Origin of the sequence: Bradyrhizobium sp. IC3195 (assembly GCF_020193585.1) — a bacterium.
GTDB lineage: Bacteria > Pseudomonadota > Alphaproteobacteria > Rhizobiales > Xanthobacteraceae > Bradyrhizobium > Bradyrhizobium yuanmingense.
In genome coordinates this window covers 68,718-91,831 of sequence record NZ_JADYVG010000008.1, presented here as the reverse complement: position 1 = coordinate 91,831, position 23,114 = coordinate 68,718, and the positions used below count along the sequence as shown (strand labels likewise).

The window sequence follows — 23,114 nt, the reverse complement described above, 5'->3', positions numbered from 1 at the left end:
TGCCTTCGGTACTCGGCTCCGGGACCGAACCGCAGCGCGAGCCAGTCCTGACGGAGGATGGTCTCACTAGGGGGCGGTCGCAGACAACAGCGTGGGACATTGGTTCGCGTCAGCTTTGGCTCCGCAGCGATTTTCACGATGCACCAAAGCGCGATGCGATTAGGATGAATCGTCATCGCGCTTTAGGTTATTGTTTGAGTATGATCTTATCGGAAAACCGCTACGCACTTTTCCGGATCATGCTCTAACGCACAGAGGCGTCGAATGCCGTCACCCGTTCAAGGCTGTAACAGCGAAAGGAGGCGTTGTCGGTCCTGATCAAGAACACGCTGGGCTCTGCGCAATGTGTCCAACTCTATTTCAGCGGTAGCGGTATCCTTTCCTTCCCGCTTCAACTGAAGGATCGCTCTCTCTTGCTCTGCAAGGCGTCGTTCTCCTTCAACTACATCGCGCTCGACCTGCCTCAACGCATCATAGACGAAGGTCTTGTCCATCCGTGTGCTCAGCTGGCGCCGCCAATCTCTTCTTTTTCGATCAACCTCAGCTCCGTCTCAACGTTCCCGCTCGCCACCGCTTTTCGCCGAAGCCAATCTCATGCGCCGGGCAGATTAAAGCTGCTTGTGCCCGCAGAGCACTGCGCTGGCGCCGGGCTGGTTCCTTGTCTGGCGATTCTTCAGAGCCGCCTCATCGATCCAGGTACCGCTTGGTCCCTCGGTGCCATTGCGAGAGAGAGCAGCCGCACGCGCTCGTTGTCACGCATGCCAGCATTCGGTCATCGTCTTGGATCCAGTCAGGCCCCGAGGCTTGCTTGCCGGCTGTCGCCAGCCACAGCTTGTGTCCCTCGCATGCTCGGGCAGATAGATAGCTCGCCGTAAAGAAACTAATTCCCCAGCGGACTGCATCGTTCAAGTCCTGGCGCAATTAAATATTAATATAATACGCCATTTTAAATGAATTAAATGCTGGACGAGATTTAAATTTGGATTAGAATGAGGGCCGCTTGGCGCCGGATGAACGCGTCAAGGACCTCCTAGAAGCGGCCCCATCATCCCGCCCTGTCGCCCCGTTCCAAGGATGTAAGGGCCGCTTCTAGGGCAAATTGTGAGGCAAATCATGCACCTGTCATTAGGTGATTTGTTTCTCATCTCCGCGGCAACGGCTACGCTCCTCATGATTGAGATCGGAGTCTTGATGATCGTGGGTCTGATCTGAGCCAGTGAAGAAGAGCGTAGGGACTGTTCTGAGGACCACCTACATATCACGTCTCGTTGTAAGCGTGTTCGGCCTCGATCGCGCGGAGCAGGGCGGCAAGGCTGGGATATTCCGCGCCATTGCGGACGTAGCAATTGACGTGCTCGGCATAGCGGGCCGATCCGTCGGGCTTGCCCTGCAAGTGAACAGCAGCACGGCACTGTTGGCGGAGCTCCGGCTCGTTGCTTTCCGGAAAGCATCCGGAACGGAGACGTTCCTATTATAAAGCGAGGAGATTTTCGCCGGGGGCGAGCAGCTTCACGTAAGTGCCGCTTTCGTGAAGCATCAGCTAGATTAGCCGTTCTCGACCGTATAAGGCGATGCTGGCGCCACCCTCTGTGGCGCTGACCTTTCGTTGGTAAAAGTAGCACTCCGCTTGGCTCTGACGTAGATCGGCTCCGAGGCCGGACCGCAGCGCCGAGCCAGGCCTGACGCAGGACGGTTTCACCCAGAGGGCGATCGCAGAACAGCTACCGCCGGCGCGCCACCGCGACGCCAAACAGGAAGGCGACGAACAGGCTGGCAAGCGGTGCTTCGCGCGTGATCGCGGAAACCGTCGCGAGTGCCCCGCCGGGCTTGCGCGATTCCTCGACTGCGGAGGTGAGGCGATCGACCGCTGCGTGCAGGCCTCCGGCGACTTCACCAATGGTGCGGGAGACGTCCGCGGCCGTATCGATGGCACGCTCGGCCATGCCGGGCTGGGACGAGGATTGCGGTATCTCCGTGCTCAAGGACGCGACCTCCTGGCGTGATGATCGAAGCCGGCACCTTTGGCTATCCGCGCGAGCGCTCGTTTTGAACAGCGGGTTCTCATGACCTTTGGCTATCCGCGACAGGCGCCGTGATTGACGGCGGGTGCCGGCCTTGGATGGGCAATTCAGCGCAGGGAATTTTGTTCCGGATGATATGCCGGCGGCTTGCGCGCTCCCCGGGAAACGACGGGTGCGAATCTCTGTTAGGCTGGGTGAACCTTGCTGACGTCAGGAGGCAGCCGTGACCGACCGGACCATGACGGATCGACCCCGGCGCATCGCCTTGCTCGGCGCTCCCATCGACATGGGGGCTTCGCAGCGCGGCACCTTGATGGGGCCTGCGGCGCTGCGCACCGCCGGCCTTGCCACATTGCTGGAAAGCCTTGATTTCGAGGTCGTCGATTATGGCGATCTGTCCATAGCCGAAGTCCGGGACCTCACCGACAGGCCGCCCGAACAGGCCAATCATTACCGCGAGATCCAGCGCTGGACGCGCGTTCTGAGCCGCAGAGGCTATGAGATCGCGACATCAGGTGCGCTGCCGATCTTTCTCGGCGGCGATCACACGCTGTCGATGGGGTCGGTCAATGCGATGGCGCGGCATTGGCAGGAGCGCGGCCGCGAACTGTTCGTGCTCTGGCTCGACGCCCATGCCGACTACAACACGCCGGAGACGACGATCACCGCGAACATGCACGGCATGTCAGCCGCGTTCCTGTGCGGCGAGCCCGGGCTCGACGGCCTGCTCGGCGACGATCCACGCGCCTCGATCGCCCCGGACAAGCTCGATCTGTTCGGCGCGCGTTCGATCGACAAGCTCGAGAAGGAGCTGATGCGCACGCGCCGGATCAGGATCGTCGACATGCGCCAGATCGACGAGTTCGGTGTCGCTGTCCTGATCCGCCGCGTCATCGAACGGGTCAAGGCGAGCAATGGCGTGCTGCATGTCAGCTTCGACGTCGATTTCCTCGATCCTTCCGTGGCGCCGGGCGTCGGCACCACCGTGCCGGGTGGCGCCACCTATCGCGAGGCGCATCTGATCATGGAGCTGCTGCACGATTCCGGCGTCGTCGGATCGGTCGACATCGTCGAGCTCAATCCGTTCCTGGACGAACGCGGTCGGACCGCGCGCACGGCGGTCGAATTGATCGGCAGCCTGTTCGGTCAGCAGATCACCGACCGGCCGACGCCGAGCAATGCCATCGCACCAGGCGAGTGATGGCCGCTGGCCTGCAAGCGAAAGGCCGCGCCCATGTCGAGCGCGGCTCTCGTGGCGCCTGATCGGCTGCTCTCACCAATGGCGGTGGTGCCGATGCCAGTGGTGCCGAACGACCGGATAGGACCCACCGTAATAGGCGTAGGCGGGGCGCACGACGCGGCGATAGCGATAGCCGTAGGATACAGGCGCCGTGTAGTAGGTGGTGGTGTAGCCACCGCCCCATCGATAGGGTTCGTCGTATCCGTAGCCGTAGGCGTAGGGGCCGCCGTAGTAACCGGCACTGTAATAGCGGGGACCGCCATAGTAGCCATAGCCAGGTCCCCAGCCGTAGGCGGAGGAGGCAAGGCCACCGATGACGGCGCCTGCGACCAGGCCGCCGGCGATGCCGGGTCCCCAACCTCGCCAATGGGCTTCGGCGGGAGACGTTGCTGCGATCGAGCTCAGGCCCAGAGCGCCGGCCATCAGGGCTGACATTGCAATCTTCTTCATCAACATACCTCTCACGTCACATTGCCCCAGGGAATAACGGGAAGAATAAGCAATGGTTGCTGCTGGCCGGTAACGACGCCAATGGGTGCTCGGCGTCGGGACGGCGTCACCGAGAATTCGGGCCTGGACGGCGACGCCTGCAGTTCCCATCAGTTCGACCAAATGCCTCCAAGAGGTTCGGGACTGCCCCGAGCGGCGCGCGGCGCGCCGAGAAAGAATCCGATCAAATCGCCCCTGAATCATTAAATGGTCGAACACCGGGAAAAACCGGAAACTTTGGAGCGTGTCCTTAAGTTGGGACGCCACGAGGTTCGGATTTCCGGAGAGCAGGCATGGACGACGACATGGTCTTGAAGAACGCCGCGGACACCGCCTGGACGGTGTACCGGGCGCGGCACCCCGAGGTCGCCGCGCAAGACACAAGGCGCTGTCTGCTGGAACGCCATCTGCAGAGGAGGTGGGAAGAGCACCCAAGCGATACCGAAGAGCTCGCCTCTTTCGGGATAGCCTACCTGCACCGCCTTCCCAGGGATGAATGTTGACGTGCATGAAGATGCTCGTTGTCCGCGTGGCCCGCAAGAGCACGAGGCCGAGTTGGACCCTGCTTGCGATTTCATGTCTCATCTCGGCGACCATCGTGACGGTTTTGCGCGTCGTGTGCGAGGGATAGAGCTTGCGCCCGGAGTGCCCGAGCCGGGAACTCCACGCAGCAACCCCGTCGCCTCGCGCGAGGCCACGACCGGCGCGGCATCGCCAACGCTACGAGCCCCAACAGTAGGGGAACCGGAGGGGGCTCGACCGAATTAACCTGCGAGGAAAAATGCGGATGCTTCAATGACAAATGGTCGCTTCGCGTACTCCATGTCCAGAGCTCTGCGCCATCCCGGCGTGATGGCGTTGATCGTGGCGGGCGTGACGATTGCGGCCATGCTGATCGTCGACCACGGCCCGTGGAGCCGGGCCAAGACACAGCCGGCCCACGTCGCGATGTACGCGACCACGGGTGAAGCGGCACGGGCCGCTGGCGCCCTGGTGCTCCCGACCGATCCGAAATCGCCGATCGAGCCGCAGCGGCCGAAGACGTCTCCAACCGTCAATCCCGTGACGCCGTAAAGCGCGATGAAGCGTCACCGCGCTTTAGGTTATTGTTTGAGCATGATCTTTTCGGAAAACCGCTAGACACTTTTCCGGATCATGCTTCAGCCTCTCAGCTCTTGCGGCCGTAGTTGAGGAGCCCGCCACTCGTCTTCGGCGGATGAGCCCGCAAGGCTTCCTCGTTCGGCTCGGTGCCCCAGCCGGGCCGGTTCGGGATGATGAGATGGCCGTTCTCGATCTCCGGCTCGTGCGTGAACAGCTCGCGATCCCAGGACAGGCGATCGATGTCGATCTCCATGATGCGCAGGTTCGGCACCGCGGCGCAGAAATGCGCGTTCATCATCGAGCAGAGATGGCCGTAGAAATTGTGCGGGGCGACGTTGACCTCGAAGGCTTCGGCCGCCGCGGCGATCTTCATCGACTGCCAGACGCCGTTCCAGGGCGTGTCGATGATCGCGACATCCATGGCCTGCGCGTGGAAGTAGGGCAGGAATTCACGCAAGGAGAGCAGCGTCTCGCAGGACGAGATTGGGTGCGGGCTTTGCTTGCGTATGTAGGCGAGCGCTTCCGGATTGAAGCTGTCGATCTCGACCCAGAACATGTCGAGGTCGGCGATGGTGCGCAGGATCTTCAAGTAGCCTTCGGTCTTGGCGTTGAAGTTGCAGTCGAGCAGGATGTCGACGTCGGGGCCGGCGCCGTCGCGGATCGCTTCCAGATGCATGTGCAGGTCGCGCAGGATCTTGCGGTCGACGTTGATCTCGGGCGCGAAGGGCGAGCCGAATCCGGGACGCCAGCCGGTCGGCTTGCCCTCGTCATAGGAGAAGATGTTGGTCTTGAGCGCGGTGAACTTCTTCTCGCGCACCTCGCGCCCCATCGCCTTGACGCCGTCGAGAGTTTCGATCGCCGGCTTGTACCAGGACGGGTGGTTGATGCGCCACGTGGCGCAATGCGACCAGTAGACCCTGACGCGGTCGCGGATCTTGCCGCCGAGCAGCTCATAGCAGGGGACGCCGAGCGATTTCGCCTTGGCATCGAGCAGCGCATTCTCGATCGCCCCTAACGCCTGCGCCACCACGCCGCCGGCCGCAGGACGCGTTGCTGCGAACAATTCGGCAAAGATGCGCTCGTGCTGGAAGACGTTCTGCCCGATGACCCGCGCCGAGAGGCGCTGGATCGCGGCGCCGACGCCGGGCGAGCCAAAGCCTTCGTCGAATTCGCTCCAGCCGACGATGCCGTCCTCGGTCGTCAGCTTGACGAAATGATAGTTTCTCCAGCCGGCATCGCAGGCGAGGATCTCGAGGCTCGTTGCTTTTGAAGATTTGGTCATGTCGCTCCCTGTCGCCCGGCCGGGCTTTTCTTGTCGCCCGATCTTGAGCCGGGCCCGGACCGCATTGTTAAGCCAAGCGCGGGGCGGCGGGAAGATGCAGAGATGCGGCGCGGCAGCGCGTCCGAAGCAGGCCTTGCGTCAGCCGATCACCGACGAGCCGAGCAAGGCGAGAACGGCGAGCGCCATGACTGCGGTGCCGAGCCAGCCCAGCGCGATCAGCCAGGAGCGGGCCCTGAAGCGGCCCATGATGGTGCGGTTCGAGACGATCAGCATCATCATCGCCATGATGGGGACGGCGACGATGCCGTTGAGCACCGCGCTCCACACCAGCATGTTGATCGAGTCGATGCCGGTGAAGCCGAGGCCGAAGCCGATCAGGGTTGCCGCGGCGATGATGGTGTAGAAGCCGGCCGCCTCGTCCGGCTTGGCCTCCAGCGTGGCGCGCCAGCCGAAGATCTCGGCAACGCCATAGGCCGCCGAGCCCGCCAGCACGGGAATGGCGAGCAGGCCCGTGCCGATGATGCCGGTCGCGAACAGGGCGAAGGTGAAATCGCCGGCCAGCGGCCGCAGCGCTTCGGCCGCTTCCGTCGCCGAGCCGATATTGGTGATGCCGTTGGCGTGCAGGACCGATGCGGTGGTCAGGATGATGAAGAAGGCGATGCCGTTCGAGAGCAGCATGCCGGAGATGGTGTCCGTCTTGATGCGGTCGAGCTCGTGATCGCCGCCGCGCTTGAGCTGGCGAAGCGGCTTGTCGCGCTCGCCCTGGTTCATCTCCTCGACTTCCTGCGAGGCCTGCCAGAAGAACAGATAGGGGCTGATGGTGGTGCCGAGCACGGCCACGACCATCAGGAGATAGTCGGCGCTGACGTTCGGCTTCGGCCAGACTGCGGCGAGCAGCGCTGTGCTCCAGGGAATCTGCACCGTGAAGGCGGTCGCGACATAGGCGAACAGCGCCAGCGTGAGGAATTTCAGCACCGGCGAATAGCGGCGATAGGGCACGAACACCTGCAGCAGGGTCGAGCCGGCCGCGAAGATCAGCGCGTGCTCGTGGTTGAGGCCGCCGATGACGAGCGAGAGCGCCTCGGCCATCGCGGCGATGTCGGCGGCGATGTTGAACGTGTTGGCGGCGACCAGCATGGAGACCAGCGCCAGCACCGCCCAGCGCGGCGCGACGCGCATGACGTTGGCGGCGAGCCCCTTGCCGGTGACGCGGCCGATCTGCGCGCTGACGAGCTGGATCGCGATCATGAACGGCGTGGTCAGAAACACGGTCCACAACAGACCGAAGCCGAATTGCGCGCCGGCCTGCGAATAGGTGGCGATACCCGACGGGTCGTCGTCGGCAGCTCCGGTGATCAGGCCGGGCCCCAGCCGTTGCAACAGCGTCGGCGCGGATTTCGTCGGGGTGAGGGCGCTGTCGCTCATCAACGGGCTCGAACGGGTGCGGGACGTCGTCTTTAGCAAATGCGAATCGAATGCCATAAGTTCCCGCTGCCGAAGCGGGCGGCTGGTTTCCGAAAATGCTAAGTCGAGTTTGCTCCGTCGGGCAAAACAGGGCTATATTGCCATCATCGGCCTACCTGATGCTGACGAACATGCCCCAGGCCGCGGCCAGCGCCGCGCCGGTGAAGAGAACCACCGGGTTGTCGCAGAACGTGCCGCCATACCTGCACACGTCCGCGCCGAATTGGCCGAGCTCATGACGGCTCGCGGAATAGAACAGTCCCGACAGCACCAGCAATGCAGCGGCGACGTAATACATCGAAGGTCTCTCCGGCTTGCCCCCGTCCATTCGACATGTCCCAGCATGAGGCGAAGAGATTTCACTTCGGCCAATCCGCTTTGCGGCATTTGAGATAAAGTTTGACCCGTCGGGCAAAACACCGGCAAGATGGCACAATCGACCGTGCCGGCGTCACGATGACAAAAAGGCCCCGCATCGCGGGGCCTTTGTCGTGTCAGAGCTTACCGCCCTATCGCCGCGAGCCTACGCCGTAGAGTTCGCGCTCGCGGACGACATCCTCCGGCGACAATGGCGGGCTTGCGGCGTCGAAGTCGGTCCAGCCGGACTTCTGCCATGCGGCGCTGCGCTCCTGAAGGTTGACCGATCGCTCGTGCAGAAGCGCATCGAGGCGCGCGCGGTCCTGGTCTGGCACCCTCGCGGACACCAGCGTGCCGCCGCGGCGGACGCCCTCGGCATAACGCGATGCGTCTTCCCTGGAGACGCCGGCCTCGGTCAGGGCGCCGATGATTCCGCCGGTGGCCGCGCCGGCAGCCGCGCCGGCCGCCGTCGAGGCGAGCCATCCGGCCGCGACCACCGGACCAAGGCCCGGGATGGCAAGGAGGCCAAGACCTGCGAGCAGGCCGGCGGCGCCGCCGAGCCCGGCCCCGATGCCGGCACCCGTGCCGGCGCCTTCGGCGCGATCATCGGTGCCGTCGCGGTCACGATCGACCTTGCCGGAGCGTGAGCCGTACCAATTGTCCGAATTGTTGGCGACGAGGCTGATGTCGGAATGCGGCACGCCGGCGCTTTCGAGCCGGGTCACGGCCCGCTCGGCATCGGCGTAATTGTCGTACAGGCGAGAGATGGTCGTCGTCATGTCTGGATCTCCTGATGTCGCGGATGACTTGCGCGAATTACTTGCGCGAATTACTTGGCGGGGTTGACGTTGCCCTGGAAGTCGACGCTGACGTCGGTCTTGGTGCCGGCCTTGTCGGCCTTGCCGCGCCAGACGCCCTCGTTGTCCTTCTGCAGGCCGGAGACGTTGGAATAGCCCGCGCCCTCGATCCGCGATTTCGCCTGTCCCTCGGTGAAGCTGTTGCGGCCCGCGACCGGCGCGTTGGAGTTGTTCTGGTCGGAGCTGTTCACGGCGTTGTTGCCCGGCCCGCTTTGCGCCGGCTGCGATTGGGCGCCCGCGGGCACCGAACCGAGCAGCACCAAGGTTGCGGCCAGCACTGTCATACGTTTCATGTTGTTGTCTCCTGCAAGTGATTGTGCGGGCGACAACAAGTGAGAGTCGGATTGGTTGCTATTGGTTTGGATGAGTTTGCTGCGGCTCTTCGGTCGCGGCTCTTGGTAACGACGACGAGCGAGTTGCCGCCGCGGCCGGACATGCGTCCGCCACCTGCTACTTTGAAGATTGCACAGACTCGGCTTGGCCCTTGGTGGGCTCCCACGGCGCCGGAAGGATCACGCGGATGGGGCGGGCTTCGGTGGCGCCCTGAACCACAGGTGCGGCCTGTTCCTTGACGGGCTCAGCCAGCGCCACGCTCATCAGTGCAACCAGCAGCGCCAGGGAAGTTGTCACCAGCCGCACGTCCAGCATCGAAGCCTCCTGTTTGCGTGCTAACGCAATCCGCCGGAGTTGGTTCGAGGCGGTGGCCGGGAACAAGTGGCAATTTGTCGGGTTTGTAGAAGACGAGCCTGGATACCGGGCTGCTGGAGGAGGACACGATGAACATCAAGGCGATCATTGCCGCGGCCGTGCTGACGTCGGTTGCGGCTCCCGCGTTTGCGCAAACGTTCTACGTGGTGCAGGACGTCAAGACCAAGAAGTGCACCATCACCGAGTCGAAGCCGACGACCACGGAAACGACCGTCGTCAGCGGCGACACCGTGTACAAGACCAGGTCTGAAGCCGAGGCCGGCATGAAGACCGTCAAGGTCTGCACCTCGAACTGATGCACTGAGAGCGAAAGTCTCACCCGAGCCTGCGCTCGAAACAAAGCCCGCGCGGAGCGATCCGCCGCGGGCTTTATTTTTGCAAAGTTCATTAGTGTCGGTCCGCCACGCGCGGCCAGATAGGAACTTGGTCCGTCCCGGTCGATTGTCGTCGCACTTGAATGACGGGTGAGCCAACTCCGACCATGCAATCACGCTATCCCTTGCTGAAGCGGTGGACGGCGGACGAGCATGAGCGGCTGAAAGCGCTGGCTGAAGCCGGACGCCGCCCCGACGAAATTGCCGAAGAGCTCAACCGGAGCGAAGCCGCCGTGCGGGTGCGGGCCTGGCAGCACGGCATCGCGCTGCGCACCGTCACGCAGAAGCGCGGCAAATAGCGCGTGCTGGGGGCGTGGACTCGTCAACACTCGGTCAGCGGGTCGGTGTCTGCTTCACGCTCAAGGCGGATTAGGCGCCAAGCGAAAAACCCGGAGTGTGAGCGTCCGGGCCGATCGCAAGTAAGAATTACAAGTCCAATGCAGGAGCTAAACCAAACCTCAACGGCCCTGTCTGTCCACTTTTGTACACCCGCGGCGAGCAGCAAGTACAAGCTGCGTAAACAGCTCATGGACATCGCAATCGACCGTTCTTCGTGTGGTGCGCGTCTCGCAGGAACGACAGCGCAGCGTTTTCGTTGTGCTCGTCTTCTAGACAAGGAGGATAACGATCATGGACCGTGAACATGTGAAGGGCGCCGCTGACAAGGCAAAAGGCGCGATCAAAGAGGGGGCTGGCAAGCTTAGCGGGGACAAGGACCTCGAAGCCGAAGGCAAGATGGATAAGGCCAAGGGATCCGCCCACAACGTCGCTGGAGATGTGAAGGACGCAGCGCGGGACGCCTCTGACGCCCTCAAGAAATAGCCAAAAACGGAAAGTCTGAAACTGGCCGCCTCAGGGCGGCTTTTCCTTTTCTGCCAAGCCCACGGCGACGACGAAACACGCCTGAAACAGTGCTGAAACCAGATCGTCCTGAACTCGGCGCCCGCCGGGGCCGACCAACCAAGCGAAACGGAGAGACAATCATGATCCAGATCGGTTCGAAGGAAGAAGTCGCGCTGCTGCTGGCGCTGTTTGGAACGCATACCCAGCCGGCGCAGCGGCCGAAGCCGAAATCGCAGCAGAGGTGAGTGACGCCATGCCCGGTTTGGCCGAATGCCAGAGCCTGCTCCGGCTTCTGATCGCCAGGGGCGATCCCAAGGCCATCCCGCTTGCCAAGGGCGCCATCGACCAGTACCTGAACACCGCACCGTTAAGCATGCGCGGGCGGGGTCTGCGCGTGCTCCAACGCGACGCGCTCGACCAGCACGATGCCGCGGTCGGCGTGCAGCGCTCGTTCGCCGAGACGGTGGACGCCTATATCGAGCACAAGCTCGCGGAGGAATAGGCGGGCCGGTCCGCAGATCGGTCCGTGTTCCCGGAACCCATTGGATCCCAAGAGATTTTTTAGTCCCGCCGGAAACCTTTGTCCGTGCTTCGGCCTATAGGGCAAAGGATTGCGCTCATGGCCCGATATTACTTCGACCTTCGCGACGACAAGGGTATTGCGCTGGACGAGGAGGGGCTGGAATTGTCGAGCCCGCGTGCCGTTCAGGCCGAGGCCGCCAAGTCGGTCGCCGACCTCGCGCGCGATGCGCTGCTCTCCGCGCCGCTCACCGGCGACCGGCGGGAGCTGGCGATCGACGTGCGCGATGCCAGCGGTCCCGTCATGCAGGTGAAGTTCTGCTTCCAGATCGAAGACCTGAAGTCGCGGCCGCGCTCACGCGGTCACTGACGCGTCAGCGTCGGGCGGGACGGCTCGGGCTGGGGCGGGCAGAGCTGCTCGGAGTCCAGCACGGCGATCTTTCGGCCGAGCTGCCAAACCTCGACCTTGCCGAGCCGCGTGAACCGCTTCGCAAAATCGACTGCGGAGGAATCGGACGGGGCTTCGAACGCTTCGGCGGAGCGGAAGACACCGTTCTCGCCGATGAGATAAGCGCGATATTGCATCATGTCGGCGCCCTCAGGCCGGGCGAGCGCAGCCAGGAATCGATCTGCATGGCGGTTTCGTCGCGGCGCGCCTGGCGCAGCAGCATGTCGCGGCGGGGGCCAGGGGCCAATTTGCGCGCTTCCTCGCGGCAGCGCTCCGCTTCGTCCGCGAGTCTCTCGCGCAAGGTAGTGGTCTGTTTGAAACGACGCCGCTTCTGCATGGGCGTGCTCCCTCGTTAGAGTAGGGCGGGAGCGCAACTGGCGTTCTCATCACCGATCTCTGCCACGGGCCTCGCGGTGATGGATTTACCTTATGCCTTCTGCAGCGGCGCGTCACATCATTTGATATGGTGCGCGGATTAATTTTCGCGAGAAGCTTGAGCGTGTTGAGTGGCTTACTCAATTTGCGCCGCGCGAGTCCTAAAGTTCAATATTGAACAGAAGCGACCTCTGTTAGTTGATGTTGCATCACCGGCCAAGGCTTTGTCCGTAGGCGTCGGTGGCTGAGAGACCGAGCGCGCTCCCGCCTGCAAAGCAAGGGAGCACCGCGATGACCGTCTATCGGCCGTTGCCAGCCGACCACGAGCAGACCGAATACATGCGCCAGATCGTGCGCGAATGCCGCGAGCTGCTGAAGCAGACGCCGCCCGATACGTTTCTGGGACGCAGGACGCACGAGCCTTTCCAGCGCGAGCCCGACGCTACGCCGAACGAGGAGCGTTGACCGTCAGCGCTATCGCGATGGTTGGCGAGAGGCCGGATTGCAGGGTGCGGGTTTGCGCGGCGTTGTCGCAGATCGCGCGGGCGATCGCGCGCTGACGTCAGGGCGAGGCGAAGCCGTTCTGCTTAGAGGAGGGCGGCATCGGCGCGCCAACAGAGGATCGGCCATTGATCCGTGCACGGGCGGTGCAACGCGGTGTGTTGCCGGTTGTTCATGGGAGGGCGGCCCCGGTGTGGCTCTGGCGACGGCGCGCGCGGTATTTCTTGTTGTTGCGTGAACCCCTCTATCTTGCGCTCACCCGGAGCGCGGAAAACGCCGATTGACATTGTTCCCTATTTGTTCTAAAGAGGATTTCAACCTCTGGGCGAACAGCCGAAGTTTGACTCACACTGGAATTTCTGCGGGGTCGTTGATGAGTAGCTCGCTTCTCTCTTTTGTCCTGTTGAGCAGACCGGTGACGCCTGACATGTCAGCAGTCGCCAAAGTTCTTCACGCCCGCCATCCGGAATTGGCAGCAGAGGCGCCGGACGATAACGAGCTGCAACCGGCTCAAGCGAATTCGCCGCTCATCCGCTGTGGCAACGAGCTTGTTGCGGTCATGTCGATGCCGGCGCCCATCCCGCAGGATCCGGGGCTTTGGGCGCGCGCTGCGCGAACTTGGCCCGAAAGCGAGGCTGTGGCAACGAACCATCAAGGCCACATTATCGTCTCGCTGCTCGGAAAATCTGAGCAGCCGCTGGTCGCCGCCCGCCTTACGACTGCAGTCATCGGTGCATTGATTGCCACCGTGCCGGAATGTTGCGGCGTGGTGTGGGCGGGCCGGGTGGCACAGCCGGCCGATCTATGGCTCGATGCGTCTCGCTGGTCGCTCGCACCGTATCCGGACTATCCCTTTAGACTATGGGTCGACATTCTTCCGTTCCGGTCAGGTGCGAAGATCGGAGCGATCACGATGGGCTTGTCCGCGTTTGTCGGCCGCGAGATCGAATTCGTGACCGGTAAGCTCGCGCTTCCGGCGTTGTTCGACAAGGTGGCAGGACTTTCCGTGTATCTGATCGAGCACGGAAACGTGGTGAAGGACGGTGATACGATCGGAGCAAGTGCGAGCGAGCGGATTGCAGTGCGCTACAAGAACTCTGATGTTTTTGGAGGTCTGCCGGTGTTCTATTGTACGGATGAATTCGAGCACTAGTCTCCCAAACTTCTTGCACGTGTCGAATGGTAGTTGCACTGCTCGAAATCGCTTTGACACGTCGGGCAAAACACTGGCAGAATGGCATCATGGAGAAAGGCCGATCAAGCTCGCGGGAAGCCGCGGGCTTTATTGTTGCGCGCAAGCCTTGTTCCACGTGCAAGTCCATGGTGCGCAAAGAAATCGGCTTGAGAACTTCAAAGCTCTGAGAAGCGCCGTGGGCCGAGCGATAGGCAAGGGAGCGACAAACGATGCCCGAGTCAGGTATTGCAGCGCGAAAGAAAAAGTCGTCAAAGCTATACAAGTTCGAACGGGATATTAGAGTTAGCACGTCGCCCGGTTGGAACATGGAAAATTTCGACGCCTTGGGCGTTGGCCCCGTGCTGTATTCACCACGAGGCAAGCGAAGCTTTCCTCCGCTCCTAGAAACGCCGCGGCTGCTGATCGCCAGATCTCTCGGGCGGCCGCCGGCCGACTGGGAGCCATTTCACGACTTTTGGCTCGTGTCCGATCGAATGAAAAACGTTCTCGAGTCGGTGGACAGAGAGGGGGTTGCTTTTCTGAGATGCGAAACGCGGTCGTTGAGAGGAGAAGCACCGGTATATTGGCTCTGCGACCTCGTCCGTGAGCTCGATGTCATCGATGAGGAGAAGTCGAACTTCAAAGTCCTGGAAGATGGGACTGATTTCAGGCGGTATGTCGGCACGGCGATGGATTCCACGTTCGTCTTTCGCGAAGAGGTCATCGGTTCGGCTCATATCTTCCGAGCCCGCTTTTTGAACAAAGTTGTTTGTAGTCAAGCAATGAAGGATGCTTGTAAGGCTGCAGGCCTGAAAGGTCTAAGATTCGGAAATCCCTACATCAATTGGGGTTGATTCCAGACGTAGCGCACTGAGATACCGTCGAAAGTCTCCCAAGACTCAATGATCTATCAACGCACGTGAACCGCCCGCGTCCGAAGGTGCTTGCGCGTTGTTGGCGCGGGGGATTCCCCCGATCTACGTGATGTAGCCAAGCCCTCCGCTGTCCCGAAGCCTTCCGGCAGATGCCGACGTCGGCAACAGCTTCGTGCCACAACGTTTACCGGCACGTCGGACGATACAACCCGCAAATCCAGCGGCCGGCCTCCCCCGTGCAGGCCATCCAAACAGCATTCAAACCAGAACGCCGGCTGCATTCAGGAGCAGCTCGGATGCCGGCGCACGGCAGGAGCCGCAATTTCATGTTTCAAAATCACCACATTTTACTTCAGCATTTCGCCGACCACCCGGTCGTCCGCTTTTTACGTGGACGGTTCGAAGTTGACGCAACTCGAAATCGTATGAGTTTGCCCTCCGTACAATCGGCGGCAAGCGATCTGGGTGCGAGCCCTCATACTGGAGGCCATCTCGGGGCGTATCATCAGGGGTTCGGCGACTACCTTAAGACGGTAGAAGAATCTCCGAGGTACGCGGCGGCTCTCGCGGGTGACTCGCATGAGCTCGATGAGCTGGTGTCGGACGTAAACGCACTCGTGGCGGCCGCCAAGTACGCGCTGGCGAGCGGTCATCTATTTGCCAATACTCCTACGGGAATGACCACCGAAAACGCAAATGCGGTGAACAAGCAATGGTTCGACAACTGGAGAGCATACGCCGCCGATCATCAGACGCAGATCCGGGAGATGCAGGAGACAGTGGACCAATTCCTCGCTGCCGGTCGCGCGGACGCGGCCTTGGACTTTCCGCTTCTCTCTCCAACCAGCGGTCTCAGCATGGCAGAGAGGATCGCAATCCTGAAGCGTTCGCCGAAAGGCTCTCCTATCTCGCTGCAATTTACCAACGTCGGACCTGTCCCCGATCTTCCGGGCCTAGTGCCGCCCTTCGTCAATACGCGTTTGCCAGGTTTTATTCCGCCGTCGCTTGAGGGAATCAACGAACCGGAAGGATTTACGCCTAGCAATCCGCTTATCACGTACGGGTTGCCGGGATTTCCGGCGACCAATCCTCGAGGCTTTGGACAACTACCTCCTACTACTGGGGTGGCCGAGGATCCTTTAGTGCTCAAGTTTGATCCTGCGACCGGTTGGCCAAATCCATTCTCCGAACGCTCACCGATATTGGACCCCGGCGCTCCGTCTCATGCAACGCCGCCCGCTGGCCTCTACATGGGAGCAGGACTTGCCGCGGCCGCGGTGTTAGTGCCGCAATTCTCGCCTGTCTGGGCTCGGGCAGCGGTCGCTGGGCTAGCTGCTGGCGTACCGACGCTGGCAACTGCTCGGACCAGCGACGGAGGAGTGTTCTCCACCGGAGCGCCCGCATATGATCCATTCAATCGCGACGAGACGAGCAGCTATGTTGGCGGCTTGAATGCGGGCCCTTGGTCGAACGAAGATGCCAAAACGATCGCAACGCCCTTGGCGATGGGGCACCGCGGAAATCAGGACGAGACCTCTGAGGGACCAACTGAGCAGCCGCAAGCGCTTCAATCAGGAGTCTCGCGCTTAAGCGCATCAGTCGCGCCCGAAGATGTCCGGCGTCTCGCCCGTGTGAATGAGACGAACGCGGGCAACGTGTTTATATCGGGCAGTGCGCCAGTCCCGTATCTGCCGTCTACCGCATTCGACGATCGGTATGGCAATTGGACTATCCCGGCCGCTCGCGGCCAGCAGCCGCAACCCAGCAAGCCGATCGGCGTGTTTGCAGACGAGCCGAGTTATCTCATTCCTCCACAGATCTTCGGAGTGGACGGCTCCCTCCATCCGCGCGATGATGGCGAGGAATGGTTCTCGCGCTGGATACGGCCTTTGCTTCCGCCGCAATGACGTTTGTGTAGTGGAGCGAGAGTGGTCGTTTGACACGTCGGGCAAAACACTGGCAGAATGGCATCATCGAAAAGTTCGGAACAAGCCCGCGGATCTGCCGAGGGCTTGTTTGTTTTGGCGGGGCACGAGACGTTCGCGCCCTACGCACCACCCGGCCCGAACCACTGCGTCAGCGCCTCCGCAAGTCCGTGTCCGTTCTCGTCGCCCACCCAGGCCACATGACCATCGGGCCGCACCAGTACCGCGCTCGGTGCGGTGACCTCGCCGATCGCCGGAAGCAGCCACCGGCCATCGTAATCGGCATCGACGATCACTATGCGCTCCGTCGAGAGAGAGATGTCGAGGCCGCCCGGCTTGCCGAAATTGATCAGCACGCCGCGCGCCCCGTGCAGCAGCGTGAACAATTTGAGCGGCCGCCCGTCGACCGCGAGATCGAGATCGGGCATGCGGCGGCCGAGCAGCGCGTGGCCTTCGCCGAGATCGTAAGCGATGTCGAGCCCGCTCATCATCGCGCCAAGGCGCTGTCGCGGCTCGTCCATGGCGAGCAGCTCGGCGATCACCTCGCGCGCGGCCTTGCGGCCGTCGTCGCCGCGGCGGAGCAGGGCGATCTGCGCCATGGTGTTCTTCAGGACGCGCGCGGCGACGGGATGGCGCTCGCTGTGATAGGTGTCGAGCAGGCTCTCGGGCGAGATGCGCTTCACCACCTGCGCCAGCTTCCAGCCGAGATTGACCGCGTCCTGCACACCGAGGTTGAGGCCCTGGCCGCCGACGGAATGATGAATGTGCGCGGCATCGCCGGCGAGCAGCACGCGGCCTCTGCGATAGGATGCGGCCTGCCGCGCCGCGTCGGTGAAGCGGGAGATCCCGGCGGGATTGTTGACGCCGAAGTCCGTGCCGTAGACGGCTTCGAGCGCCGCGCTGAGATCGCGCAAGCTCGGCTCGCCGCTGCGCGCGAGCTCGGCTTCCGTCACGACGACCAGCACGCGCCCGCTTCCCGTCTTGCTGAGGCCGTGGAAGCCGAGCGCGTCGTGACGCAGGCCGAATGGAGGCTCTTCGCGCATCTCGACCTCGGCCATGAGGTTGCTGAGCGAAGGTTCTGAGCCGGGGAAGTCGATGCCGGCGTTCTTGCGCACCGCGCTGCGGCCGCCATCGCAGCCGACGAGATAAAGCGCGCGCAAGCGCTCGCCGCTGGACAGCGTGACGTCGAGGCCGGTGTCGTCTTCCGCAAAGCCCGTCACCTCGCGGCTGCGATAGATCGGCACCGCGAGCTCGGAGGCCCATTCGGCCAGCAGGCGCTCGATCTGGTTCTGCCGCAGCGCGAGCCCATAAGGATGGCGGGTGGGGAGATCGCCGATGTCGAGCCTGGTCCAGGCGAAGCCGGCGAGCTGGGTGATTTGCCCTTCGCGCAGGAAGCGCTCGGCAATGCCGCGCTGATCGAGGATCTCGATGCTGCGCGCGTGAAGTCCGCCGGCGCGCGTCTCGACGATGTCCTGGCTCGCGCGCCGCTCGACGATTGCGACGTCGATTTGAGCCAGCGCGAGCTCGGCGGCCAGCATCAAGCCGGTCGGGCCGGCGCCGGCGATGACAACCTGATGGCCGGCGGCAGTTGCGCGTTCCGCGCTGGTTCGGCCGCGCGAGCGTGACGTCGGAAGCGGGAAAGGCATGTCGTGACCCCTCGACTGGTTGTTCAGGCCGAGGGGTCTTACGCGATCACCGGGGGCTTGAAGCAAGCCCCTTGCGCACCACATATCGAGGTGGGAGATGAGGCTCTCGCCTGTTCGGCGCGTTGACACGTCGGGCAAAACACCGGCACAATGGCATCATCGAGATGCGCGCCGCTTGTGCCGCGGGCTAATCGTCCTTCGCCAAATCGCCGGGTTGTGTAGGCAGATCGATGGTGCCGCCCTCGCCATGCGCGAGATCGCGGCCGTCGTCCGCCGTCACGTCGGCATCTTCGAGGATCGCCTGCTGCGTGGCGCGTTCCTTGTCGATGCGCGGCTTCGAGCCCGGACGATCTCGCAACGTCTCGTCTTGCGATGTGCCGGGTGAGGTCGTCTTGATGGTCATGGCCGGTCGCTCCTGATTGTCCAACGCGGCTCGTGCGAATTCGTTCGTTTGACACGTCGGGCAAAACACTGGCAGAATGGCATCATCGAAACGAGTTTGAGATGGCCCGCGCGGGACGCAATCCGCGGCGGGCTTTTTCAATTCAGCGGAAGGTTTGACACGTCGGGCAAAACACCGGCATAATGCCATCATCGAGACGAGCTTGGTTCACCCGCGCGGAACAGTCCGCCGCGGGTTTTTTCGTTCTCGATTTTGGAATCGGACGGCGGCGGCGCATTGCGGCCACGCCCTCGCTTGATAACGCGTTGAGAGAGCGCCGATCGGCGCGCCGTCGTCCGAAACCATTGCTGGCCGTGCACGCGCGAACGTGCCGGCCCGCGGCGCCGGGCATTTGCCTGCGCCGCTGCGGTCTCCGGGTTCAACGGAGATAGGGTTCGCGCCCGAAACGATCGCGCTCTTCGCGCGATCTGCCGCGCATTTCTTTTATAGGGAGAGACGATGACCGCCTACCTGATATCGCTCGCCGTCGCGGGCCTCGTTGCCATCGTGCTGTGGGAGACGTTCGCGTGAACGAGGACATCATCGAAGGTGAGCTCGAGCCTGCACCGGTCCGCTTGCCCGCGCGCGGGAAGACGCCGCGGGCGCGTAACCTGACCGAGATCCGCTCGCTCGCGCGCAGCCACACCCGAACCGCCATCAGGGTGCTCGTCGGCATCATGCGTAGCGAGGATGCAACGCCCGCGGCGCGCGTCTCGGCGGCCAACGCCATCCTCGATCGCGGCTGGGGCAAGGCCGCACAGCCGGTCGAGAACGGCGAGGACGGCGTGCTGGAATTGATTCACCGGATCGAGCGCATCATCGTGCATCCGGGAAGCTCGAACAGCGGCGACGCCGTCACGACGCTCGAGACAGTGGATATCCCGATCTGCAACCGCGTCTCGATTGAGCGTTGACCCGTCGGGCAAAACACTGGCAGAATGGCATCATCGACAGAAGTTGCTGTTACCCGCGCGGATGCAATCCGGCGCGGGTTTTTTGTTGGTGCCTTCGGCTAATTCCTGGTCTGCTTGCCAGCCCTGTGCTGCACGGCATAGGCGCGCTGCACCTGGTCGCTGCAATAGGACAGCTTTCGGCCGTCACCGGTGAAGCGCCCGTCCTTGATGATCCAGAGGACGACGGTCTTGTCGTCGATCTTCTTGAACATCAGGTTCTCGCGGTCCGGGGTGGTGCTCGGGTCCCGCACACTGACGGCGTCAGGGCCGGAAGCCGCCTGTAAGGTGCAGGTAGCGTTGATCCTGACGGTGTCTGGGAGTTGAACACGCATCCGGCGGATATCGCACTTGTTCGAGGCCGTAACGATCGACTTCTTGGCGAACGCAACGACGGTATCGCTGAGTTTCGCGCAACGGTCCTCGAAATCGGCACCCAGTGCGGCGTAGACGCCATCTTGCGGATGAGCGCTCTTGAGAGCGAGCTCCTCTTCGGCCTTCCGCTTGGCTTCCTCGGCCTTTTGCTTGGCCTCTGCCTCGGCTCTTACCCTCGCTTCAGCAAGCGCGCGCTGTGTACTCAGAGGGCAGTAAGCCGCGCGCCAGGGAGGATCCTTGAGCTTTCCGTTCAGGCTTTTCTGGACCGAGATCGCCGCCGCATCCAGTTGTTTGATGAACATGATCTCGTTGAACTGTCTGCTATCCCAGTTGGGATCGCGCGGGTTGAGGTTCTGCGCCAGATTGTAATCGTCACAGACCATTTCAACCTTCAGCGAGCCCGGGCCGAGATCGTTGATCTTCTTGACCTTGCAGCTCCATTCGTAACCGCTGACCGATTTCCTGCCGAGATCGATTGTCAGGCCGCCACTTTCATCACAGTCTAACTGGAAGTTCTTGCCAGGTTCGGCATAGACGCCGGCCTTGGGACGCCACTTGTCGGATGTCGGAGCAGGTGGTTCCTGTGCGAAGGCAGGAAGTGCGAGAGCGACCGTCGCGGCCGCAGTGAGAACGCGGCGGATAGCTCTTTTCATGTCAGCCCCTCATTCCTCGGCCACGCAAGATCGGCTCGATCAAGACACCGCACGCGAACTAGTTAGTCAACTACCGCAAAGGATATTCAAATGTGGGACGACATGATGCGGCGCATTCTTCAGCCCGTCGAGGGCATCTCGCCCCATGTCACGAGTCCATACGGCGCAGAGACAGGCAGGCCACGCGGATCAAGCAACCCACACCGGGGCATCGATTTCAATTATGTTGGTGGTCAAAGTGCTCGGCCGAACACGAGTCACCCAGAATTGCGATCTCCCGTGAATGGCGTCGTCGAGCGCGCCGGTGATGATCAATGGGGGACAATCTCGATCAGAGACAATAACGGCTTGCGTCACCAGATACTGCATACCAACTCTCGGAAGGTGAAGGTCGGCGATGTGGTTGCGGCGGGTCAGGTGATTGGCACGATGGGTAATACCGGTCTTTCTGACAAGAAGGGCAATCCAGGGCACCACCACGTCCATTATCAAATCAAGGATCTTGCAGGTAATGTTCTTGACCCAGGTGCGTTTGCGGATGCACTGGGACCGTTCGATCCAGTTCCCGCGCCGGCCTACATTCCGGAGTACAAGCGATATCTGCAAAACGCGGATATGATGCCGCGGTCCCGTTCCAAAGATGTGCGGGTTTTGAGGAGGATGCCTGCCGGAAACTCCGATCGATCTGCTTTCGACTCGAATGATCCCGCACCGATACCCGCTATTCCGCCTGATGCTTCGTTTCCGTCTTCGCCACAATCCGACTTCGAAGGACGGTACGGAAAATGGCCTTCGCCTTCCGGAGGCGGTGTCTTTGCGGGCTTCAATCAAGTGCCGCAACGACAATCCGACGCCCCGGGCAACGAAGACTGGCCCGCGATGTGGCGCAGGCGCACCGGCCTGCCCTAGGGCGAGCGAGCGCAGCCATTGTCCATCCTGAAAATTCCGACCGCTAAAATCTTCGAGCCATTGCTGCAACCCGCCCGCTACAAGGGTGTTTACGGCGGACGCGGCTCGGGCAAATCGCATTTCTTCGGCGAGCTCCTGGTCGAGACCTGCCAGGCCGAGCGCGGCACGCTCGCGGTCTGCATCCGCGAGGCGCAGCGCACGCTGGCGCAATCGTCGAAGCGCCTGATCGAAGGCAAGATCGCAAGCCTCGGGCTCGGACATGGCTTCAAGCTGTTCAGCGACAAGATCGAGACGCCCGGAGACGGGCTGATCATCTTCCGCGGGCTTCAGGATCACACCGCCGACTCGATCAAATCGCTGGAAGGGTTTCGCATCGCCTGGATCGACGAGGCGCAATCCCTAAGCGCACGCAGCCTCGCGCTGCTGCGGCCGACGATCCGCGCCAAGGACTCCGAGCTCTGGGCAAGCTGGAATCCGCGTCGCAAGAGCGATGCGATCGACGATTTTCTGCGCGGGCGTCGGCCGGATGGTGCCGTCGTGGTGAAAGCCAATTGGCGCGATAATCCCTGGTTTCCGGATGTGCTCGAGGAGGAGCGGCTGCTCGATCAGAAGCTCTATCCGGAGCGTTACGACCACATCTGGGAGGGAGATTATGCGCGCGCATTCGAGGGCGCTTATTTTGCCTCATTGCTGTCGGAGGCGCGCGGGCAGGGACGGATCGGCAAAGTTGCCGCGGATCCGCTGCTGCCGCTCCGTGCCTTCATCGACATCGGCGGCGCCGGCGCCGCGGCGGATGCTTTCACGATGTGGATCGTGCAATGGGTCGGCAGCGAGATGCGAGCCGATTTTCAGCACTTGCGGAGGTGGCGAAAGAGCGTGGAGCAGGCCCAGAGCTACACCTTCAAGGCAGTGATCACCGTGCTTGCCACTGGCCTGATGGGGGCCGTCTGGCTTGGTGTCAAGGTCGTGCTGGGCAAATGAGCCTTCATGGCGCCGGTGACGTCGCTCCGCGCCCGATCATGATCTGCTGCCAACGAGTCGCTCATGTACAGAATTCGTATTGTCGATGCCTCCGATGATGACGTTGCCGAGACCCTCGCCGATCTGCATCGGCTCACGTTCTTCGATACCGCGGCGATGCCCGCGTTCGACCTCGGCGCGTGGTGGATGGCTTATCACGACGAGGAAGCAGTCGCCTTCGCCGGAATTGTGCCCTCGACCCACGTTCGAAATGGCGGCTATTTCTCCAGAGTTGGCGTATTGCAACGGCATTGGGGACGCGGCCTTCAGCGCAGATTGATGCGTGTGGTCGAGGCGAGAGCGCGGCGTATCGGATGGGACAGCATTGTCTCCGATACGACGGACAACCCGGTATCAGCGAACAACTTCATTCAGGCGGGCTATCGGCTGTTCGAGCCCGAGACCCCTTGGGCCTGGGTGCATACGCTCTATTGGCGGAAGTGGCTGCACTGAGCAGGTTTGCCGCCGCACGGAACGCGCCGTCTATCTAATGGCCAGTACGCGCCTGGAACGTCCGAGGACCCGGCAGCCTGGGGGTGCCGGGTCCTTTTGGCGTATTGAAGCGA

General features: G+C 62.3%; 30 protein-coding genes and 1 pseudogene. 16 read left to right on the top strand and 15 right to left on the bottom strand.

Going from position 1 to position 23,114, the window contains the following annotated elements:
- Positions 1 to 278: 278 nt before the first annotated feature.
- The 3 genes from I6F09_RS17740 to I6F09_RS17735 form a co-directional block, all read right to left on the bottom strand.
- Entirely contained in the window at positions 279 to 494 is a 216-nt protein-coding gene (locus I6F09_RS17740; RefSeq protein ID WP_036028847.1) for a hypothetical protein, read from the bottom strand.
- 764 nt (positions 495 to 1,258) lie between these two features.
- On the bottom strand, positions 1,259 to 1,393 hold the full coding sequence (locus tag I6F09_RS37565; protein WP_260343353.1) for a hypothetical protein: 135 nt from the start codon (positions 1,391 to 1,393) through the stop codon (positions 1,259 to 1,261).
- A 328-nt stretch (positions 1,394 to 1,721) separates the two neighbouring features.
- Positions 1,722 to 1,982: a hypothetical protein gene (locus I6F09_RS17735; protein ID WP_036007657.1), complete on the bottom strand. Its 261-nt coding sequence runs from the start codon at positions 1,980 to 1,982 to the stop codon at positions 1,722 to 1,724.
- Between the two features lie 262 nt (positions 1,983 to 2,244).
- Between I6F09_RS17735 and rocF the strand changes: the two genes are divergently transcribed.
- Positions 2,245 to 3,222, top strand: a complete 978-nt coding sequence (rocF, locus tag I6F09_RS17730; RefSeq protein ID WP_225188639.1) for an arginase — start codon at positions 2,245 to 2,247, stop codon at positions 3,220 to 3,222.
- A gap of 72 nt (positions 3,223 to 3,294) precedes the next feature.
- Here the strand turns inward: rocF and I6F09_RS17725 are convergent, their stop codons facing one another.
- Complete coding sequence (locus I6F09_RS17725) at positions 3,295 to 3,711, bottom strand: hypothetical protein (RefSeq protein ID WP_063888446.1); 417 nt, start codon at positions 3,709 to 3,711, stop codon at positions 3,295 to 3,297.
- 332 nt (positions 3,712 to 4,043) lie between these two features.
- On the opposite strand from I6F09_RS17725, the gene I6F09_RS17720 reads away from it, so the two are divergent.
- Positions 4,044 to 4,253: a hypothetical protein gene (locus I6F09_RS17720; RefSeq protein ID WP_225111972.1), complete on the top strand. Its 210-nt coding sequence runs from the start codon at positions 4,044 to 4,046 to the stop codon at positions 4,251 to 4,253.
- Positions 4,254 to 4,545: 292 nt separating this feature from the next.
- Complete coding sequence (locus I6F09_RS17715; protein WP_225185414.1) at positions 4,546 to 4,824, top strand: hypothetical protein; 279 nt, start codon at positions 4,546 to 4,548, stop codon at positions 4,822 to 4,824.
- A gap of 94 nt (positions 4,825 to 4,918) precedes the next feature.
- On the opposite strand, the gene I6F09_RS17710 is transcribed toward I6F09_RS17715, so the two are convergent.
- The 6 genes from I6F09_RS17710 to I6F09_RS17685 form a co-directional block, all read right to left on the bottom strand.
- Positions 4,919 to 6,133, bottom strand: a complete 1,215-nt coding sequence (locus I6F09_RS17710) for a mandelate racemase/muconate lactonizing enzyme family protein (RefSeq protein WP_036007646.1) — start codon at positions 6,131 to 6,133, stop codon at positions 4,919 to 4,921.
- A gap of 138 nt (positions 6,134 to 6,271) precedes the next feature.
- Positions 6,272 to 7,558 carry a divalent metal cation transporter gene (locus I6F09_RS17705; RefSeq protein WP_036007761.1) on the bottom strand — a complete coding sequence of 429 codons (1,287 nt, stop codon included), beginning with the start codon at positions 7,556 to 7,558 and terminating at the stop codon, positions 6,272 to 6,274.
- 151 nt (positions 7,559 to 7,709) lie between these two features.
- Positions 7,710 to 7,895: a hypothetical protein gene (locus I6F09_RS17700; RefSeq protein WP_036007759.1), complete on the bottom strand. Its 186-nt coding sequence runs from the start codon at positions 7,893 to 7,895 to the stop codon at positions 7,710 to 7,712.
- 211 nt (positions 7,896 to 8,106) lie between these two features.
- Complete coding sequence (locus I6F09_RS17695) at positions 8,107 to 8,733, bottom strand: hypothetical protein (RefSeq protein ID WP_036028865.1); 627 nt, start codon at positions 8,731 to 8,733, stop codon at positions 8,107 to 8,109.
- A gap of 50 nt (positions 8,734 to 8,783) precedes the next feature.
- Positions 8,784 to 9,104: a hypothetical protein gene (locus I6F09_RS17690; RefSeq protein ID WP_036028868.1), complete on the bottom strand. Its 321-nt coding sequence runs from the start codon at positions 9,102 to 9,104 to the stop codon at positions 8,784 to 8,786.
- Between the two features lie 157 nt (positions 9,105 to 9,261).
- Entirely contained in the window at positions 9,262 to 9,459 is a 198-nt protein-coding gene (locus I6F09_RS17685; protein WP_036028871.1) for a hypothetical protein, read from the bottom strand.
- Between the two features lie 128 nt (positions 9,460 to 9,587).
- On the opposite strand from I6F09_RS17685, the gene I6F09_RS17680 reads away from it, so the two are divergent.
- The 5 genes from I6F09_RS17680 (at position 9,588) to I6F09_RS17660 (ending at position 11,625) form a co-directional block, all read left to right on the top strand.
- Positions 9,588 to 9,815: a hypothetical protein gene (locus tag I6F09_RS17680; protein WP_225130315.1), complete on the top strand. Its 228-nt coding sequence runs from the start codon at positions 9,588 to 9,590 to the stop codon at positions 9,813 to 9,815.
- Positions 9,816 to 10,000: 185 nt separating this feature from the next.
- Positions 10,001 to 10,192, top strand: coding sequence for an SANT/Myb domain-containing protein (locus I6F09_RS17675; protein ID WP_225188638.1), 192 nt, complete (start codon positions 10,001 to 10,003; stop codon positions 10,190 to 10,192).
- Positions 10,193 to 10,523: 331 nt separating this feature from the next.
- Entirely contained in the window at positions 10,524 to 10,715 is a 192-nt protein-coding gene (locus tag I6F09_RS17670; RefSeq protein WP_225111968.1) for a CsbD family protein, read from the top strand.
- Between the two features lie 274 nt (positions 10,716 to 10,989).
- Positions 10,990 to 11,238, top strand: coding sequence for a hypothetical protein (locus I6F09_RS17665; RefSeq protein WP_225111967.1), 249 nt, complete (start codon positions 10,990 to 10,992; stop codon positions 11,236 to 11,238).
- A gap of 117 nt (positions 11,239 to 11,355) precedes the next feature.
- Positions 11,356 to 11,625 (top strand): hypothetical protein, encoded by a 270-nt coding sequence (locus tag I6F09_RS17660; protein WP_057028648.1) that lies wholly within the window; start codon positions 11,356 to 11,358, stop codon positions 11,623 to 11,625.
- Here the strand turns inward: I6F09_RS17660 and I6F09_RS17655 are convergent.
- Positions 11,619 to 11,843, bottom strand: a complete 225-nt coding sequence (locus tag I6F09_RS17655) for a hypothetical protein (protein ID WP_225188637.1) — start codon at positions 11,841 to 11,843, stop codon at positions 11,619 to 11,621. The two genes, I6F09_RS17660 and I6F09_RS17655, sit on opposite strands and share 7 nt — an antisense overlap.
- Positions 11,840 to 12,040 (bottom strand): hypothetical protein, encoded by a 201-nt coding sequence (locus I6F09_RS17650; protein WP_036007627.1) that lies wholly within the window; start codon positions 12,038 to 12,040, stop codon positions 11,840 to 11,842. Before I6F09_RS17650 ends, I6F09_RS17655 begins: the two co-directional genes overlap by 4 nt.
- Before the next feature lie 329 nt (positions 12,041 to 12,369).
- Here I6F09_RS17650 and I6F09_RS17645 point away from each other — a divergent pair, with 329 nt between their 5' ends.
- The 4 genes from I6F09_RS17645 to I6F09_RS17630 all read left to right on the top strand — a co-directional run bounded on the left by I6F09_RS17645 (position 12,370) and on the right by I6F09_RS17630 (position 16,535).
- A complete protein-coding gene (locus I6F09_RS17645) occupies positions 12,370 to 12,543 on the top strand; it encodes a hypothetical protein (protein WP_225188636.1) in 174 nt (57 codons plus the stop codon).
- 463 nt (positions 12,544 to 13,006) lie between these two features.
- Positions 13,007 to 13,732, top strand: a complete 726-nt coding sequence (locus tag I6F09_RS17640; protein ID WP_225133182.1) for a DUF4261 domain-containing protein — start codon at positions 13,007 to 13,009, stop codon at positions 13,730 to 13,732.
- Between the two features lie 251 nt (positions 13,733 to 13,983).
- Positions 13,984 to 14,607, top strand: coding sequence for a DUF1629 domain-containing protein (locus tag I6F09_RS17635; protein ID WP_225188635.1), 624 nt, complete (start codon positions 13,984 to 13,986; stop codon positions 14,605 to 14,607).
- A gap of 317 nt (positions 14,608 to 14,924) precedes the next feature.
- A complete protein-coding gene (locus tag I6F09_RS17630; protein ID WP_225188634.1) occupies positions 14,925 to 16,535 on the top strand; it encodes a hypothetical protein in 1,611 nt (536 codons plus the stop codon).
- A 140-nt stretch (positions 16,536 to 16,675) separates the two neighbouring features.
- Here the strand turns inward: I6F09_RS17630 and I6F09_RS17625 are convergent, their stop codons facing one another.
- Together I6F09_RS17625 and I6F09_RS17620 are read right to left on the bottom strand one after the other, a co-directional pair.
- Complete coding sequence (locus tag I6F09_RS17625) at positions 16,676 to 18,199, bottom strand: FAD-dependent monooxygenase (RefSeq protein WP_225188633.1); 1,524 nt, start codon at positions 18,197 to 18,199, stop codon at positions 16,676 to 16,678.
- Positions 18,200 to 18,386: 187 nt separating this feature from the next.
- Positions 18,387 to 18,602, bottom strand: coding sequence for a hypothetical protein (locus tag I6F09_RS17620; protein WP_225188632.1), 216 nt, complete (start codon positions 18,600 to 18,602; stop codon positions 18,387 to 18,389).
- 614 nt (positions 18,603 to 19,216) lie between these two features.
- On the opposite strand from I6F09_RS17620, the gene I6F09_RS17615 reads away from it, so the two are divergent.
- The gene (locus tag I6F09_RS17615) at positions 19,217 to 19,555 is read left to right on the top strand and encodes a hypothetical protein (RefSeq protein ID WP_225188732.1); all 339 of its coding nucleotides are present in this window, start codon (positions 19,217 to 19,219) and stop codon (positions 19,553 to 19,555) included.
- 98 nt (positions 19,556 to 19,653) lie between these two features.
- On the opposite strand, the gene I6F09_RS17610 is transcribed toward I6F09_RS17615, so the two are convergent.
- Positions 19,654 to 20,349 carry a hypothetical protein gene (locus I6F09_RS17610; RefSeq protein ID WP_225188631.1) on the bottom strand — a complete coding sequence of 232 codons (696 nt, stop codon included), beginning with the start codon at positions 20,347 to 20,349 and terminating at the stop codon, positions 19,654 to 19,656.
- A gap of 360 nt (positions 20,350 to 20,709) precedes the next feature.
- On the opposite strand from I6F09_RS17610, the gene I6F09_RS17605 reads away from it, so the two are divergent.
- The 3 genes and pseudogenes from I6F09_RS17605 to I6F09_RS17595 all read left to right on the top strand — a co-directional run bounded on the left by I6F09_RS17605 (position 20,710) and on the right by I6F09_RS17595 (position 23,001).
- Positions 20,710 to 21,528: a M23 family metallopeptidase gene (locus tag I6F09_RS17605; protein WP_225188630.1), complete on the top strand. Its 819-nt coding sequence runs from the start codon at positions 20,710 to 20,712 to the stop codon at positions 21,526 to 21,528.
- An 18-nt stretch (positions 21,529 to 21,546) separates the two neighbouring features.
- Positions 21,547 to 22,161 (top strand): annotated as a pseudogene (locus I6F09_RS37720) (phage terminase large subunit); the annotation flags it as partial.
- 411 nt (positions 22,162 to 22,572) lie between these two features.
- Positions 22,573 to 23,001, top strand: coding sequence for a GNAT family N-acetyltransferase (locus tag I6F09_RS17595; RefSeq protein WP_225188628.1), 429 nt, complete (start codon positions 22,573 to 22,575; stop codon positions 22,999 to 23,001).
- Positions 23,002 to 23,114 lie beyond the last annotated feature (113 nt).

Excerpts from the sequence above, each read along its gene's own strand:
- I6F09_RS17740 (WP_036028847.1), bottom strand. The coding sequence starts at position 494 with ATGGACAAGACCTTCGTCTATGATGCGTTGAGGCAGGTCGAGCGCGAT.
- I6F09_RS17725 (WP_063888446.1), bottom strand. The coding sequence starts at position 3,711 with ATGAAGAAGATTGCAATGTCAGCCCTGATGGCCGGCGCTCTGGGCCTG.
- I6F09_RS17720 (WP_225111972.1), top strand. The coding sequence starts at position 4,044 with ATGGACGACGACATGGTCTTGAAGAACGCCGCGGACACCGCCTGGACG.
- I6F09_RS17715 (WP_225185414.1), top strand. The coding sequence starts at position 4,546 with ATGACAAATGGTCGCTTCGCGTACTCCATGTCCAGAGCTCTGCGCCAT.
- I6F09_RS17710 (WP_036007646.1), bottom strand. The coding sequence starts at position 6,133 with ATGACCAAATCTTCAAAAGCAACGAGCCTCGAGATCCTCGCCTGCGAT.
- I6F09_RS17705 (WP_036007761.1), bottom strand. The coding sequence starts at position 7,558 with ATGAGCGACAGCGCCCTCACCCCGACGAAATCCGCGCCGACGCTGTTG.
- I6F09_RS17700 (WP_036007759.1), bottom strand. The coding sequence starts at position 7,895 with ATGTATTACGTCGCCGCTGCATTGCTGGTGCTGTCGGGACTGTTCTAT.
- I6F09_RS17695 (WP_036028865.1), bottom strand. The coding sequence starts at position 8,733 with ATGACGACGACCATCTCTCGCCTGTACGACAATTACGCCGATGCCGAG.
- I6F09_RS17690 (WP_036028868.1), bottom strand. The coding sequence starts at position 9,104 with ATGAAACGTATGACAGTGCTGGCCGCAACCTTGGTGCTGCTCGGTTCG.
- I6F09_RS17685 (WP_036028871.1), bottom strand. The coding sequence starts at position 9,459 with ATGCTGGACGTGCGGCTGGTGACAACTTCCCTGGCGCTGCTGGTTGCA.
- I6F09_RS17680 (WP_225130315.1), top strand. The coding sequence starts at position 9,588 with ATGAACATCAAGGCGATCATTGCCGCGGCCGTGCTGACGTCGGTTGCG.
- I6F09_RS17675 (WP_225188638.1), top strand. The coding sequence starts at position 10,001 with ATGCAATCACGCTATCCCTTGCTGAAGCGGTGGACGGCGGACGAGCAT.
- I6F09_RS17670 (WP_225111968.1), top strand. The coding sequence starts at position 10,524 with ATGGACCGTGAACATGTGAAGGGCGCCGCTGACAAGGCAAAAGGCGCG.
- I6F09_RS17665 (WP_225111967.1), top strand. The coding sequence starts at position 10,990 with ATGCCCGGTTTGGCCGAATGCCAGAGCCTGCTCCGGCTTCTGATCGCC.
- I6F09_RS17660 (WP_057028648.1), top strand. The coding sequence starts at position 11,356 with ATGGCCCGATATTACTTCGACCTTCGCGACGACAAGGGTATTGCGCTG.
- I6F09_RS17655 (WP_225188637.1), bottom strand. The coding sequence starts at position 11,843 with ATGATGCAATATCGCGCTTATCTCATCGGCGAGAACGGTGTCTTCCGC.
- I6F09_RS17650 (WP_036007627.1), bottom strand. The coding sequence starts at position 12,040 with ATGCAGAAGCGGCGTCGTTTCAAACAGACCACTACCTTGCGCGAGAGA.
- I6F09_RS17645 (WP_225188636.1), top strand. The coding sequence starts at position 12,370 with ATGACCGTCTATCGGCCGTTGCCAGCCGACCACGAGCAGACCGAATAC.
- I6F09_RS17640 (WP_225133182.1), top strand. The coding sequence starts at position 13,007 with ATGTCAGCAGTCGCCAAAGTTCTTCACGCCCGCCATCCGGAATTGGCA.
- I6F09_RS17635 (WP_225188635.1), top strand. The coding sequence starts at position 13,984 with ATGCCCGAGTCAGGTATTGCAGCGCGAAAGAAAAAGTCGTCAAAGCTA.
- I6F09_RS17630 (WP_225188634.1), top strand. The coding sequence starts at position 14,925 with ATGCCGGCGCACGGCAGGAGCCGCAATTTCATGTTTCAAAATCACCAC.
- I6F09_RS17625 (WP_225188633.1), bottom strand. The coding sequence starts at position 18,199 with ATGCCTTTCCCGCTTCCGACGTCACGCTCGCGCGGCCGAACCAGCGCG.
- I6F09_RS17620 (WP_225188632.1), bottom strand. The coding sequence starts at position 18,602 with ATGACCATCAAGACGACCTCACCCGGCACATCGCAAGACGAGACGTTG.
- I6F09_RS17610 (WP_225188631.1), bottom strand. The coding sequence starts at position 20,349 with ATGGTCTGTGACGATTACAATCTGGCGCAGAACCTCAACCCGCGCGAT.
- I6F09_RS17605 (WP_225188630.1), top strand. The coding sequence starts at position 20,710 with ATGTGGGACGACATGATGCGGCGCATTCTTCAGCCCGTCGAGGGCATC.
- I6F09_RS17595 (WP_225188628.1), top strand. The coding sequence starts at position 22,573 with ATGTACAGAATTCGTATTGTCGATGCCTCCGATGATGACGTTGCCGAG.